The organism is Aliiroseovarius marinus (assembly GCF_004360145.1).
Lineage (GTDB): Bacteria > Pseudomonadota > Alphaproteobacteria > Rhodobacterales > Rhodobacteraceae > Aliiroseovarius > Aliiroseovarius marinus.
On the sequence record NZ_ML178717.1, the window covers coordinates 95,169 to 108,934 of the forward strand.

Genomic DNA, 13,766 nt, shown 5'->3' on the forward strand with positions numbered 1-13,766 from the left:
ACACGTTGTCCTTTTGGTGGTTATAAATATTCGTTTTCATCCATATAGATTACGTGATCGTATAAGGAATGGATCACCAGTCACGATCAGTTGAACAAAAATCGGCGTGTGGAACAAGTGCAGAACAAAAATCAACCCAACACCGCCGTTCAAATGACAGGCGTTTCAAAGTGGTATGACGACTTTCAAGTGCTGCGGGATATCTCGCTGACGGTAGAGGTTGGCGAGAAACTGGTCATTTGCGGACCCTCGGGATCGGGGAAGTCAACTGTCGTGCGGTTGCTGGCCGGGCTAGAGACCCATCAGCAAGGCGATATTCACCTGCAAGGCGGCGTGATGGACGCACAGCGACCCGGTGATATCGGCATGGTTTTTCAAAGCTTTAACCTGTTTCCGCATCTGTCTGTTCTGGACAATCTGACGCTTGGCCCGGTGAAAGCGCTTGGCCTGTCGCGGGCCGAGGCCGAGGAGCGCGCGCGCGCCTATTTGGACCGTGTCCGCATCCCTGAACAGGCCGAAAAACGCCCCGCACAATTGTCGGGTGGCCAGCAGCAACGCGTGGCGATTGCACGCGCTTTGTGCATGGAACCCAAGCTGATGCTGTTTGACGAGCCGACCTCGGCGCTGGATCCCGAGATGATTGCCGAAGTGCTTGAGGTGATGGAGGACTTGGCCGCCGATGGCATGACCATGATCTGCGTTACGCACGAAATGGGCTTTGCCCGGCGTGTGGCCGACCGGATTGCCTTCATGGACGCGGGCGAGATCGTCGAAATCGGCGCACCCGAGCAGGTGTTCAAGGCGCCTGAAAGTGAACGTTTCGCACTTTTTCTTGATAAGATCCTGAAACACTGAGGGAGCAGATATGACTTTTCGAACAATCGCTCTGCTATCCTCGGTATTGCTGCTGACAGCCTGTTCGGCAGCGCCCGGCACCTGGGGCTGGTACGTCATTGACCCCACAACGGATAATGGCTGGACCAATATCCGCTTCCTGATCCGCGGCTTCACCTCGACCATCCAGATCTCGGTTCTAGCGGCGGTGGCTTCGATCATCATCGGGCTTCTGGTGGCGCTTCCGGCCTTCGCGCAGAACCGCTGGCTGCGCCTGCCAAACCGCATCTATGTCGAGTTCATCCGCGCGATCCCGCTTCTGCCGATGCTGTTCTGGGTCTTCTATGGTCTGCCCGTCGTGATGCGCGGGATGGGGATCAGCATTTCGATTGATCCATTCTGGGGCGCGGTGATCACACTGGCGCTGTCGGACAGCGCCTTTACCGCCGAGATCTTCCGTGCAGGCATTCAATCGGTTCCGCGTGGTCAGGCCGAGGCCGCCCAGACGATTGGGCTAAGCCGTGCCAAAGCGATGCGTTACGTCATCCTGCCTCAAGCAGTCCGGCGTATCCTGCCACCGCTGGCGAACCAGTTTATCTATATCGTTAAAATGTCGGCCTTTGCGTCCGTCATCGGGATGCAGGAACTAACCCGGCGCGCGAACGAGCTGGTGGTGACCGAATACCGCCCGCTTGAGATCTACACGCTTTTGATCCTGGAATACCTTGTGCTGGTCCTGATCATCTCGGCGGGCGTGCGCTGGCTGGAACGGCGCATGGGGGCGGACGAAAGCCGCTAACCCCCTGCGCTAGTTCAAGTCTTCCAACAGCCGCTTATGCTTTTTCGCCGCGGAGATCGCGCCGCCCAGCGTCTCGATCCCTTTGGAGTGCAGCATGGCGAGCATCTTGCACAGAACCTCGGCCGTGGCTTGCGCGTCGCCCAAGGCGGTGTGGCGCAGCTCGGGCGGGATGACCACGCCCAGACGGTCGCAGAGCGCGTCCAGCGTGTGCACTTCGGTCGTGCCGTACAGAACAGCCGACAGCAGCACCGTATCCAGAATGGGATGTGTCCATTCGACCCCGCAATCCTCGGCGTGACGGCGCAGGAAGGCCATATCGAAAGGCGCATTGTGAGCCACAAGAACTGCCCCGCGCGCGAAGTCGTGGAAGCTCTTCCCCGCCTCGCGAATGGTCGGCTTCCCAGCCACCATCATGTCAGACACATGGTGCACCTTGGTCGAGGCGGGCGGGATCGGCATTTCTGGATCGACAAGCTGGTCGACCACCTCGCCGGGAACGATCTTTTCGTTGACCACGCGCACGGCGCCGATCTGCACGATCTCGTCCTTATGCGGCAACAGTCCCGTGGTTTCTGTGTCAAACACCACGTAGGTCAGATCACGCAGGCTCATCTCCATCAGATCGTCGGTGGCCTGTCCCTCCATCAAATCGAAGTCGAACACCACAGGGCGCCCTTCGTCCGGCGCCAATACGGCATGGGCGTCATCGATCATCAGTAGATAGCCTTCGCCCGGCGCAAGGGGCTTCAGACGGGCGTCGAACTCTAGTCCATTTGCAGCGGACAGGTCGGAAAAGCTTTGCTCCAACCCCGTCGAAATCATCTTGTGATAGGCCGCCATGAAAGGCGTTTTCTGGAAGTAGTCAAAAATCGAGGCATTCAGACGCGCCGGACTGACCTGAGACAGCACGGCAGCCGCCTGTTTGTCATAGAGCACGATCTGGTGGGCCGGGTTGATCAGCACCATGGCGACCGGGATTTCGGACAAAAGCGCTGTCAGGCGGGCTTTGTCGTCAGACAGGCGCTGGGTTTCGGCCGCGACAAGGCTAGCCTGGTCCATCGTCGACTTCATTAGCTGCTCGGACACAGCCTCGGCCGCGGGGGCCAGATCGCCCAGAAAACGCGCGCTATGCATGTCCACTTCGCCAGCCCCAGCGTGGGCCTTGGAGCGCAAGCCCGAGGCCAGACGCTCGATGGGGCGGGCAACGTTTTCATCAAAGAGGAACCACACCCCGGCAACCAGCGCCAGAAGGCCAAATCCGGACAAAACCCCCGCGAACACGAAGCCCGAGGTGATATCCTCAGGTGTCGCGCGGCTGGCGCCTACGAAAAGGGCCGACATGATCAGTACATCGGCTGCGATTGCCAAGAAGGCAAAGAACAGGAAGATTCGAAAGCGCAACGACAGCTTCGTCAGGATTTGCATGACTATACCTCCAGTTTACAGATTGCCGTGACCAGCGGATCCCCCTCATCCGGGGCGAACCAATCAACGCCGCTAATCTCGCCATCGGCGTTAAAGGACACGCCATCGATCAAGGGGGCACGTCGTCCCGCATCGCAATCGGCCAGCATGACCATCTTTTCCGGCGCGGACCAGCGGCCAAAGAAATAGACGTCCACCATGCGCATTTCAGGGCGTGCGTCGTGGGTCCGCAGGGACGGCGCGTCCAACGCAATAAACCGCTCGGTGAAGGGTTTCACATAGGTCCACGGGCGATAAATCGCTTTGTTTTCGACCGTTTGAATGACTTCCATGCCCTCGGGCAGTGTCTCTTGCGTGCGGTCATACCACGCGTATTCGTTGGCGATCGTGGTGATGATCATGGCCAGACCGGCGCCGACGGGCATAGCCCATTTCGGCAGCCGACCGCCGCTGATCTTGTTCAAAAGCAGCACCACACCTGCGCCTGCAAAACCTGACACCAGTGTGGCGACCATCTCAAAGAACATTCGGTTTCCTCCCTACCCGTTTGGCCCGTTTCGGCCTGTTCTGACCTGCGTTAGCCCAGCATCCCGCGCCCATGCCCGATCGAGCTTTGCATGGATTTCACCACAACAAAGGCATCGCGCAGGTGGCTGCGTTCAAACTCGGACAGGTCCGAGGGCGACAGATAATTGTCCGGCTTGCCGCCGGCTTTGACTTCGGCAACCTGATGCTCCAGCCGCGTGTCGGCGATCAGGTCATAAGCGTCCAGCAGATCCTGCCCGCCCGACTGGCTGAGGCCACCGGCGTGAATGGCGGCTTCCAGACGCGCGCGGGTGTTGGCTTCGGTCAGTTCACCCTGCAGCGCATAGACGCGGCCCAGATCAACGATCGGTACAACGCCGTTATGCTTCATATCCAGCTGGTTCTTGTGCTCGCCCGAGCGGATCGTGGCGAAGCCACGCAACAGGCCCAGCGGCGGGGTGTGCTTCAGCGAGTTCGACACCATATGCGCCACGAAGATCGAGTTCTTCGCCGCCATCGCCAGCGTGTCTTTCTGAAGCCCCTCAAACAGGCTCTCATCTCCGGCAATCGCGCGCAGATCAAACATGACCGAGGCCAGCATCTGCGCCTCGGGGCTTGGCTTGGCGATCCAGCCGTCGAAATAGTCTTTCCAAACCTTCAGCGGCTGACACCAGCGCGGGTTGGTCGCCATCATATCGCCGGGGCAATAGAAATAGCCGCAGACATCCAGCCCGTCACAGACGAATTTGGCCAGCTCGGTGAAGTAGCCGTCGCGGTCGGCATCTGTCACATCGTCGTGCAAAATCATGCAGTTATCTTGGTCGGACACGCCGGTCTGTTCCTGACGGCCCTGCGATCCACAGGCGGCCCACAGATAGGGCACGGGGGCCGGACCCAGTTTCGCCTCGCCCAGTGCCAGCAGACGGCGGGTGCAGGTATCGGCGATGTCAGTGATCAGGCGGGTGACCACTTGATGCGGGCGGCCTCCGGCGACCAGTTGCACCAGAAGCTGCGGGATGCGTTCTGTCACCTCGCGCATTTCTTCCGGCGTGTTGGCCTGTGCAATCTCGCGCACTAGCTCGGCCGAGCTGACGGCTTGGAAGCGGGTCAGGTCCGTCTGGCTGACGATGCCAACCAGCTTGCCACCTTCGACGATGGGCACATGGCCGATCCGGCGCTCCATCATGATGTGCAGCACGTCCGAGCCAATAGCGGACGGGGCAAGCGTGATGGGTCTTGATGTCATGATCTGCGACACGGGTGTGTCCACCGGCAGGGCTGCGGCCAGCACTTTGCCCGACATGTCGCGGGTGGTCAGGATTCCGGTCAGGGCGTCGCCTTCGGTGACACACAGCGACGACACGCGACGGTCGCGCATCAAGATCGCGGCGTCTTGTACCGAGGTTGCGGGGGTGCAGGTTACCGGGTTGGCAGCCATCAGCGTATCCACCTGCGTGGTCGCGAGGTCCTGCTGGCCCTGCTTGTTGTTCCGATCCGCACGCGAGCGGTCAAAGAACCGTTTTACTTTTTCTTCGGCGGCGATCAGCAAGTGGAACTGAGCGACAGGTAGGATCAGAAGCGTCGTGTTCGTGACGGCTTGCGCCGAGGTCACAGCCTTGCCTTCCCGCAGCAGTCCGCGTTCGCCAAAAGAGTTGCGTAGCCCAAGATGCGAGACGACCGAGCCATTCTCGTCACTGACCTCGACCTCGCCCTCGTGGATGATGAACACACCGGGCAGGTCATCTCCGAAGTCATAGACGCTTTCGCCTGCGGGTACGGCGCGCGCTTGAAGCGTCGGCACCAGTCTTTCGACCACATCAGCGTTTAGGGCGTCATAGGGGTGAACGGATTTCAGAAATCGGAAAATCTGATCTTGGCTCAGGGGCATGTTCGCTGCCTTCTTCAAAAGTTAGTCCCGCCCGATAGAACACCGGACGGGACAAATTTAAAAGGGGGCGGGTCGACGCAGAGGGCCACCCGCCCGAGCCATTTATTTGTTCTGAGCTGCACCGGCGCCGCGCGGTACGCGAACCGATTCAACCAGAGCTTTGATGTCAGCCGGCAGAGGCTTGGTCATGCCCGATACGGTGTAAGCAACAGCGAAGTTGATCGCCGCACCAATCGCGCCGAACGAGGTCGACTTAACGGTGCCCAGAAGCGGATCAGCGTCCGAGAAGCTGTTGGTGCCCGGGATGAAGAACCAGCCTTTGTGCAGGAAGATGTAGATCAGGGTAACGGTGATACCCGCGATCATACCTGCAACGGCGCCAGTGTTGTTGATCTTGGTCGAGAAGATACCCATCATCAGAGCCGGGAAGATCGACGCGGCGGCCAGACCGAAGGCAAGTGCCACGGTTTGTGCTGCGAAGCCCGGAGGGTTGAGACCCAGATAGGTTGCGACAACAATTGCTACTGCCATCGCCACACGTGCCGACATCAGTTCGCCTTTTTCCGAGATCTGCGGGTTGATCGCGCCTTTGATAAGGTCGTGCGATACAGCCGACGAGATCGCCAGAAGCAGACCAGCAGCCGTCGAAAGCGCAGCAGCCAGACCACCAGCAGCAACCAGACCGATTACCCAACCCGGCAGGTTGGCGATTTCGGGGTTAGCCAGAACCAGGATGTCGCGGTTGAACTTGGTCAGCTCGTTACCGGTCCAGCCTTTTTCAGCGGCCATTGCCTGCATAGCTTCAGACTTGTCGTTGTAGTACTGGATCTTGCCGTCGCCGTTCTTGTCTTCCCAGTTCAGAAGACCAGTTTTCTGCCACGTCTTCATCCAGTCGTACTTTTGCTCGGTTTCGATCTGCTGAACAGTTACAGCGCCACCGTTGATGCCACCGTTCGGCCACATCATTTCCGTGATGTTCAGGCGTGCCATTGCACCAACAGCCGGAGCGGTCAGGTACAGCAGAGCGATGAACACCAGGGTCCAACCGGCCGACCAACGGGCGTCCGATACTTTAGGCACGGTGAAGAAGCGCATGATCACGTGCGGCAGACCAGCGGTACCGATCATCAGCGACAGGGTGAACAGAACCATGTTGAACGTGTCGGCGTGGTGAGCAGTGTACTCGTTGAAGCCAAGTTCGGTCACGATTGCGTCCAGTTTCGCCAGCAGAGGCTCGCCCGAAGCTGCGTGCTCGCCGAACAGGCCCAGGGCCGGGATCGGAGTGCCAGTCAGCTGCAGCGAGATGAAGATCGCCGGAATGGTGTAAGCGGTGATCAGTACGCAGTACTGAGCAACCTGCGTGTAGGTAACACCCTTCATGCCGCCGAAAACGGCGTAGGCGAACACAACTGCAGCACCGATGAACAGACCAGTGGTGTTGTCAACTTCCAGGAAGCGGCCGAACGCAACACCAACGCCGGTCATCTGACCGATAACGTAGGTGGTCGAAGCCACGATCAAGCAGACAACAGCCACAACACGGGCCGTCTGCGAGTAGAAGCGGTCACCAATGAATTCCGACACGGTGAACTTGCCGAACTTACGCAGGTAAGGCGCAAGCAGCAGTGCCAGCAGCACGTAGCCGCCGGTCCAGCCCATCAGGAACGACGAGTTGTCGTAGCCGGTGAAGGCGATCAGGCCAGCCATCGAAATGAACGATGCGGCCGACATCCAGTCAGCAGCCGTCGCCATACCGTTGGTGACCGGGTGAACACCACGCCCAGCGGCGTAGAATTCCGAAGTCGAGCCCGCACGGGCCCAGATTGCGATGCCGATGTAAAGCGCAAAGCTCGCGCCTACAAACAGCAGGTTGATCGTAAACTGATCCATCTGTCCCTGCTCCTATTATTCTTCGTCTACGCCGTGTTCACGGTCGAGTTTGTTCATGCGCATTGCGTAGTTGAAGATCAGGATCAAGAAGACGATGATCGAACCTTGCTGTGCGAACCAGAAACCAAGATCGGTTCCACCTACGGCGATGCCGGACAGCATCGGGCGCAGCAGAATGCCGAATCCGAATGATACGATCGCCCAGATCACTAGGCTGATCATAATGATGCGCAAGTTGGCGGACCAATATGCGTCGTTTTGTGAGTTATCGGCCATGAAGCCTCCTCCCTCTGAAGTTCCTCCAACGGGGGCGCTTATGCGGCCCCGCCCTTCCCTTTCTTATGCGACCGCTTCCTGAACGATCTCATTAAGGTCACCTGCAATGGTATCGATAGCCTTCATGGCATCGACCTTCTGCAGGCTGCCCTTGCCCCCGTAGTAGGCAATGAGCGGTGCCGTCTGCGCGTGGTAGGCCACAAGGCGGCTTTCCACGGTTTCGGCGTTATCGTCGGCCCGGCGTTTCATGTCCGTGCCGCCGCATTTGTCGCAGACGCCATCCTTGGCGGGCTGCTTAAACTCGTCGTGATACCCTTCACCGCAACCGCCACAGGTGTAACGGCCCGAAATGCGGGTCACCATTGCAGCGTCATCGACCTCGAGGCTGATGGCTGCGTTAATCTTCTGACCGCTTTCCGCCAGCAGGGCGTCCAGCGCCTCGGCCTGAACGGTGGTGCGGGGGAAACCGTCAAGGATCACACCCTTGGCACAGTCGGCATCTGCCAGACGGTCACGCAGGATGTTGATCACGATCTCGTCCGAGACCAGTTCACCAGCTTCCATAACGGCTTTTGCAGCAAGGCCCGCTTCGGTCCCTGCTGCGACTGCTGCGCGCAAAAGATCTCCTGTCGAAAGCTGAACAAGTCCGAACTTGTCTTCCAGCATTCGGGCCTGAGTGCCCTTCCCGGCGCCCGGAGGGCCGAGAAGGATCAGAACAGGGGCGGCGGTCGTTGTCGCTGCGTCCATTATGCACCCGCCTTGTTCATGCGGTTGTCGATCAGGTCGTCCACAACAGACGGATCGGCCAGGGTCGAGGTGTCACCCAGCGAACCGAAATCGTCCTCGGCGATCTTGCGCAGGATACGACGCATGATCTTGCCCGAACGGGTCTTCGGCAGGCCCGGGGCCCACTGGATGTGGTCGGGGCTGGCGATCGGGCCGATTTCCTGACGGACCCAGTTGCGCAGTTCGACCTTCAGATCGTCGGTATACTCTTCGCCGTCCATCAGGGTGACGTAGCAGTAGATGCCCTGACCCTTGATGTCGTGCGGGAAGCCAACAACGGCGGCTTCGGAAACCTTGGCATGTGCCACCAGAGCGCTTTCCACTTCGGCGGTACCCATGCGGTGACCCGATACGTTGATCACGTCGTCCACACGGCCGGTGATCCAATAGTAGCCATCCGCGTCACGGCGGCATCCGTCACCGGTGAAGTAATAGCCTTTGTAGTCGGCAAAGTAGGTCGCCACGAAGCGGTCATGGTCGCCATATACGGTGCGCATCTGGCCGGGCCAGCTGTCTTTCATGCACAGTACACCTTCGGCTTCGGTCTCGTGGATCTCTTCGCCGGTGGTCGGTTCGAGGATCACAGGTTGCACGCCGAAGAAGGGCGTGGTGGCCGAGCCGGGCTTGGTTGCGGTCGCGCCGGGCAGCGGGGTCAGCAGGTGACCACCGGTTTCCGTCTGCCACCAGGTGTCAACGATCGGGCAGTTTCCTTTGCCAACAACGTCGTTGTACCAGTTCCAGGCTTCGGGGTTGATCGGCTCGCCTACGGTGCCCAGCACTTTCAGGTCGCTCAGATCGTACTTGGTCACGAACTCTTCGCCACGTGCCATCAGGGCACGGATTGCAGTCGGCGCAGTGTAGAACTGGTTCACCTTGTGCTTCTCACACACGGCCCAGAAACGGCCTGCATCCGGATAGGTGGGAACGCCTTCGAACATCAGCGTGGTCGCGCCGTTGGCCAGCGGGCCATAGACGATGTAGCTGTGGCCGGTGACCCAGCCCACGTCAGCGGTACACCAGTAGATGTCACCTTCGTGATAGTCGAATACGTACTCGTGGGTCATTGCAGCCCACAGCAGGTACCCACCGGTACAGTGCTGAACGCCTTTCGGTTGGCCGGTCGACCCCGAGGTGTAAAGGATGAACAGCGGATCTTCGGCGTTCATGGTTTCGGGCGGGCAGTCTGACGAAGCATCAGCCATCAGCGCCGAATACGAATGGTCGCGGCCGTCTACCATCGGCACGTCGCCGCCGGTGCGCTCGACCACCAGAACCGGGGTCGAACCCAGATCGCCGTGTGCCAGAGCGGCATCCACGTTGGTTTTCAGCGGCGTGTTGCGGCCACCACGGGGGGCTTCGTCAGCGGTGATCACCAGCGAGGCGCCACAGCCCTCAACACGGGCAGCCAGTGCTTCCGGCGAGAAGCCGGCGAAGACGATCGAGTGGATCGCGCCGATGCGGGCACAGGCCAGCATCGCGTACGATGCTTCAGGGATCATCGGAAGATACAGAATGACGCGGTCGCCTTTGCCGACGCCCATGCCCTTCATCACGTTGGCCAGCTTCGAGACGTTCTCGTGCAGCTCGTTATACGTGATCTTCTTGTCGAGGTTCGGGTCATCCGATTCCCAGATGATTGCGACCTGGTCACCACGGGTCTCGAGGTGGCGGTCGATACAGTTGGCCGAGACGTTCAGTTCGCCATCTTCAAACCATTTGATCGACACGTCGGGGTGCGCAAAAGTGGTGTTTTTGATTTTGGTCGGCGTCTTGGTCCAGGTCAGACGCGTCATTTGCTCGGCCCAGAATGCATCAGGGTCATTTACGGATGCGGCATACATCTCTTGGTATTTTGCAGCATCGATATGTGCATTCGAGACAAACTCCGCAGACGGAGCATAGGTCTTATCAGCCGTAGCTTGCGACGACATTCAGGATCCTCCCAGATTTTCCTCCAAACGCGACCAGTTCGCGTGGGCTGGGACATCACCAAAAAGGATTATTCCCAAACTTGCCTTGAAAACTGGAGGATTAATCACATCTAAACAACAGATTTTGTGTAAATTTGTTTAACTCGCGCAAAAAATCCAGTTATTTTAAACATATTAACCACATTATGCTATTGTTTTGTATGTGTTTTTAAGTAAATACCCCTGCCGAAAAATGTAAAAACTTGACACGCTTCAACGTGTTTTCGAACCCTCCGCATTGCCTCACTTTTAGGCGCCAAGCAGGGAACACCACGAACCATACGGTACCGACCGGCATAAAATGGCCGACAAGCGATTCACCCTGTGCTTGACAGGCCACAGTGGCGCAAGGCACATCCCAGCTCATGCAACGCTCGTTCCAAGACCTCCTGTCGCAGCGCCATTCTGTGCGCGCTTTTACCAAGGATCCTGTGGCCAAATCTGATCTGGAAAAGATCTGTCAGGCCGCGCGGAAAGCCCCCAGCGGGGCCAATCTGCAACCCGGAAAATTTCACGTTCTGACAGGTGATGCTTTGGATGGGCTGGTCAGCGCCCTGCACGACGCGATGGAACGCAACGAACCACCAGTCAGCGAGTATTCCTATTTCCCGATCCCGATGCCTGCCGACTTGAAGGCCCGCCAACGCGCGGCTGGATACGCGCTGTATCAAGCGCTGGGGATTGCGAAACGGGACGTGGCCGGGCGGCGCGCGCAGTTTGCGCGCAACTATGCCTTCTTTGATGCCCCTGTGGGCGTGATCGCCACCATAGACCGGCGCATGGGCAAAGGCTGCTTCATGGATCTGGGCATGTCGCTGATGACTTTCCTGCTGGCGGCCGAGGATCTGGGTTATGGCGCCACGGGAATTGGCGCGCTGGCGAACTACGGGAACATCGTCCACGACCACCTGAACCTGCCCGAGGACGAACTGGTCGTTTGCGGGATCGCCGTCGGCAAAAAGGACGAGACCGCGCCGGTGAACCAGTTCCGCACCGAACGCGACGCGTTAGAGGTGTTCACAAGTTTCCATGGGTTCGACGACTAGAGCGCAGACAACACCAACGCGCTGCCCAGACCGCCCGCGGCGGCAATCGCGGCCACGCCGGCCCCGCCTTTTCGCAAAAGCTCATAGTACAGCCCCACTGCCAAAATCGCACCAGACGCACCGATCGGATGCCCGCGTGCAAGCGCGCCACCGTTCGGATTGACGATCTCGCGTGGCAGGCCAGCACCTTCTTGGCAGGCGATGGCCTGAACGGCAAACGCCTCCATGATCTCGACAACAGTCAGGCTGTCTGGTTTCCGCCCCGCACGCGCCAATACTGCTTTGATCGCGGCCACCGGGGCGATGCCAGGCAAATCGGGCGTGCCGCCAAGGCTGGATCCGGCCTCGATCCGGATTTTCGGGGCCGAGAGTGAACGCGCCACGCGATCTGAGACCACCAACACGAAGGCCGCGCCGTCGGCTGCGACCGCCATATTGGCAGCGGTGACACTGCCTGCGATCACCGGTGCGCGCGCGCAAAGACGCGGGGTGAGCTTTCGGGTAAACGCGTCAGCCTCCTGCCCCGCGACGGGCACAATCTGATCCGATTGTACACCATCCAAAGCTGCCTGATGGCTGGCCACGGCCCAGTCATCCTGTTTCTGCCGGGTGATCCCCAGCTTCTGCGCCAAGGCCTCGGCGGCTTCGGCCATATCCGGATCGCGATCCGGCCACGGGGTGAATTGGGCCTGCTCATACGGTTCCGGGTCACGCCCATCCGCGAAGGTGCGGGACCGCAGAGGACGGCGCGAATAGCTCTCTGCCCCGCCTGCGATCACCACGTCGTGTTGGCCTGACAAGATCATCGCCTGCGCCAGCATCACCGCGTCCAGCCCGCCGCAGCATTGGCGGTCGATGGTCAAGCCGCCTACCGGTTCGGGCAAGCCCGACGCCAAGGCCGCAACCCGCGCGGGATTGCCGCCCGCGCCCAGCGCGTTGGCCAAAATCACCTCGCCGACCTGATCCGGCGCCACCCCCGCTTGCGCCAACAGATCGCGGATCACAGGCGCTGCGAGGTCGTGTATATCCAACGCCGCAAATGCGCCGCCCCGCGGGATAACCGCCGTACGGCGGGCGGCGATGATCCAGGCCGCGCTCATACCTGCCCCCGTGCGAGCTGCTCAAGCGCTTTCAGATCCGGCTTTCCGGCTGGCAGCATCGGCAGAGCGTCAACGAACAGCACCTGCCGCGGCATCGACGGCGCGCCCAGCATGTCGCGGCAACGGTCTTTGATGCTGCGCACCGTGTCGTCGCACTCTGCGCCCTCAACTACGGCAACCAACACCTGCCCACGCGCGTCATCCGGCACCGGGACAACCGCAGCGCGCGCGGCGCTGAGCTTTGCGATCTCTGCCTCGACCGCCTCAGGAAAGACATTTTGGTCGGCCACCGTCACCATCCGCGAGGTGCGCCCCAGAAGGTACAGAAATCCGTCCGCGTCCAGCCGCGCCATCTCGCCCACGGTCAGGAAACCGTCCTGCCAGCGGGTCTCGGGGCTGTCGCCTTCCACATAACGGTCGAACAGATAGGGGCTTTTCACCCACAGCTCGCCCGGCCCCTGCCCGACCGGCTGGCCGTTTGCATCGCGCAGCGCGATCTCTACGCCCGGATAGGCCCGCCCAACCGAGGCGATCGGGGCACCCACCGGCGCGATCGACATGAAGCTGGTCTCGGAGGCGCCAAAGAACTCGTGCAGCTCTGCATTTGGGAAAAGCGTAGACAACGCTGATGCCGTGTCCGCGTCCAGCTTCCCCCCACCCGAAAACACCAACCGCATTTCGGGCAGCGGTTCAGGATGTGCCTTCAACAGCAACCGCAACTGCGCGGGTGTGGCATAGAGCACCTGGACCCCGTCCCGCGCCAGCCCTTGCAACTGGGCGCGAGGCGACAAGCCGGTCAAAACCGACAGGTCTGCGCCCAGATGGAAGGCCTCCATGATCGCAAACAGCACCAGCGAATGTCCCGGATCACCCAGCACCGCATAGGGCGTGTCCTTACCAGCGCCGAATTCTCGGCGGGTAATTTCGAAACTTGCGATCCAGCTGTCCGGGCGGCGCTGGATGGTTTTCGGTGCACCGCTGGAGCCAGAGCTTTGACACTGCAACACCTGCTGGCCGTCCTCGGCCTGCCAAACTTCGATTGGGTCACCCGCTACCTGTCGGGCACGGATGCTGGCCCCGTTCCGCAAGCCATCAAGCAAAAGCCGCACCGCACGCGCCGCACGCTGCGCCCGTTCGGGCGCGTTGTCGTCCGGAAAGTGGACGGTGCTGTGCATGTCTTGCCGAAACCGCATGGCGATCTGCTGACCTTTATCTTGCATAAACCTG

The 13,766-nt window shown here is 60.0% G+C and carries 12 protein-coding genes; 3 read left to right on the forward strand and 9 right to left on the reverse strand.

The annotated features are described in order from the left end of the window. Window positions 1–153: 153 nt before the first annotated feature. Window positions 154–855, forward strand: a complete 702-nt coding sequence (locus EOL43_RS08805) for an amino acid ABC transporter ATP-binding protein (protein ID WP_133487640.1) — start codon at window positions 154–156, stop codon at window positions 853–855. Window positions 856–865: 10 nt separating this feature from the next. Beyond that, window positions 866–1,633 (forward strand): amino acid ABC transporter permease, encoded by a 768-nt coding sequence (locus tag EOL43_RS08810; RefSeq protein ID WP_133487642.1) that lies wholly within the window; start codon window positions 866–868, stop codon window positions 1,631–1,633. Window positions 1,634–1,642: 9 nt separating this feature from the next. Here the strand turns inward: EOL43_RS08810 and EOL43_RS08815 are convergent, their stop codons facing one another. The 7 genes from EOL43_RS08815 to acs form a co-directional block, all read right to left on the reverse strand. After that, window positions 1,643–3,058 (reverse strand): 3'-5' exonuclease, encoded by a 1,416-nt coding sequence (locus EOL43_RS08815; protein ID WP_338068774.1) that lies wholly within the window; start codon window positions 3,056–3,058, stop codon window positions 1,643–1,645. 2 nt (window positions 3,059–3,060) lie between these two features. Next, the gene (locus EOL43_RS08820; protein WP_133487644.1) at window positions 3,061–3,585 is read right to left on the reverse strand and encodes a hypothetical protein; all 525 of its coding nucleotides are present in this window, start codon (window positions 3,583–3,585) and stop codon (window positions 3,061–3,063) included. Between the two features lie 50 nt (window positions 3,586–3,635). Then, complete coding sequence (locus tag EOL43_RS08825; protein WP_133487646.1) at window positions 3,636–5,471, reverse strand: putative nucleotidyltransferase substrate binding domain-containing protein; 1,836 nt, start codon at window positions 5,469–5,471, stop codon at window positions 3,636–3,638. A gap of 102 nt (window positions 5,472–5,573) precedes the next feature. Then, window positions 5,574–7,361: a sodium:solute symporter family protein gene (locus EOL43_RS08830; RefSeq protein WP_133487648.1), complete on the reverse strand. Its 1,788-nt coding sequence runs from the start codon at window positions 7,359–7,361 to the stop codon at window positions 5,574–5,576. A gap of 15 nt (window positions 7,362–7,376) precedes the next feature. Continuing rightward, window positions 7,377–7,637: a DUF4212 domain-containing protein gene (locus EOL43_RS08835; protein WP_133487650.1), complete on the reverse strand. Its 261-nt coding sequence runs from the start codon at window positions 7,635–7,637 to the stop codon at window positions 7,377–7,379. A gap of 63 nt (window positions 7,638–7,700) precedes the next feature. Continuing rightward, window positions 7,701–8,384 carry an adenylate kinase gene (locus EOL43_RS08840; protein WP_133487652.1) on the reverse strand — a complete coding sequence of 228 codons (684 nt, stop codon included), beginning with the start codon at window positions 8,382–8,384 and terminating at the stop codon, window positions 7,701–7,703. Further along, window positions 8,384–10,354 (reverse strand): acetate--CoA ligase, encoded by a 1,971-nt coding sequence (acs, locus tag EOL43_RS08845; RefSeq protein WP_133487654.1) that lies wholly within the window; start codon window positions 10,352–10,354, stop codon window positions 8,384–8,386. The genes EOL43_RS08840 and acs overlap by 1 nt, the downstream gene beginning before the upstream one ends. A gap of 404 nt (window positions 10,355–10,758) precedes the next feature. Here acs and EOL43_RS08850 point away from each other — a divergent pair, with 404 nt between their 5' ends. Beyond that, the gene (locus EOL43_RS08850; protein ID WP_133487656.1) at window positions 10,759–11,439 is read left to right on the forward strand and encodes a nitroreductase; all 681 of its coding nucleotides are present in this window, start codon (window positions 10,759–10,761) and stop codon (window positions 11,437–11,439) included. Here EOL43_RS08850 and EOL43_RS08855 read toward each other — a convergent pair. After that, window positions 11,436–12,539 carry a thiolase family protein gene (locus tag EOL43_RS08855; protein WP_133487658.1) on the reverse strand — a complete coding sequence of 368 codons (1,104 nt, stop codon included), beginning with the start codon at window positions 12,537–12,539 and terminating at the stop codon, window positions 11,436–11,438. The genes EOL43_RS08850 and EOL43_RS08855 overlap by 4 nt on opposite strands. Further along, a complete protein-coding gene (locus EOL43_RS08860) occupies window positions 12,536–13,759 on the reverse strand; it encodes an AMP-binding protein (protein WP_133487660.1) in 1,224 nt (407 codons plus the stop codon). Before EOL43_RS08860 ends, EOL43_RS08855 begins: the two co-directional genes overlap by 4 nt. Between the last annotated feature and the right edge of the window lie 7 nt (window positions 13,760–13,766).

What these genes read in the sequence shown, in the direction of transcription:
- EOL43_RS08810 (WP_133487642.1), top strand. Translation starts at nt 866, where the DNA reads ATGACTTTTCGAACAATCGCTCTGCTATCCTCGGTATTGCTGCTGACA.
- acs (WP_133487654.1), bottom strand. Translation starts at nt 10,354, where the DNA reads ATGTCGTCGCAAGCTACGGCTGATAAGACCTATGCTCCGTCTGCGGAG.
- EOL43_RS08840 (WP_133487652.1), bottom strand. Translation starts at nt 8,384, where the DNA reads ATGGACGCAGCGACAACGACCGCCGCCCCTGTTCTGATCCTTCTCGGC.
- EOL43_RS08835 (WP_133487650.1), bottom strand. Translation starts at nt 7,637, where the DNA reads ATGGCCGATAACTCACAAAACGACGCATATTGGTCCGCCAACTTGCGC.
- EOL43_RS08825 (WP_133487646.1), bottom strand. Translation starts at nt 5,471, where the DNA reads ATGCCCCTGAGCCAAGATCAGATTTTCCGATTTCTGAAATCCGTTCAC.
- EOL43_RS08830 (WP_133487648.1), bottom strand. Translation starts at nt 7,361, where the DNA reads ATGGATCAGTTTACGATCAACCTGCTGTTTGTAGGCGCGAGCTTTGCG.
- EOL43_RS08850 (WP_133487656.1), top strand. Translation starts at nt 10,759, where the DNA reads ATGCAACGCTCGTTCCAAGACCTCCTGTCGCAGCGCCATTCTGTGCGC.
- EOL43_RS08815 (WP_338068774.1), bottom strand. Translation starts at nt 3,058, where the DNA reads ATGCAAATCCTGACGAAGCTGTCGTTGCGCTTTCGAATCTTCCTGTTC.
- EOL43_RS08860 (WP_133487660.1), bottom strand. Translation starts at nt 13,759, where the DNA reads ATGCAAGATAAAGGTCAGCAGATCGCCATGCGGTTTCGGCAAGACATG.
- EOL43_RS08805 (WP_133487640.1), top strand. Translation starts at nt 154, where the DNA reads ATGACAGGCGTTTCAAAGTGGTATGACGACTTTCAAGTGCTGCGGGAT.
- EOL43_RS08820 (WP_133487644.1), bottom strand. Translation starts at nt 3,585, where the DNA reads ATGTTCTTTGAGATGGTCGCCACACTGGTGTCAGGTTTTGCAGGCGCA.
- EOL43_RS08855 (WP_133487658.1), bottom strand. Translation starts at nt 12,539, where the DNA reads ATGAGCGCGGCCTGGATCATCGCCGCCCGCCGTACGGCGGTTATCCCG.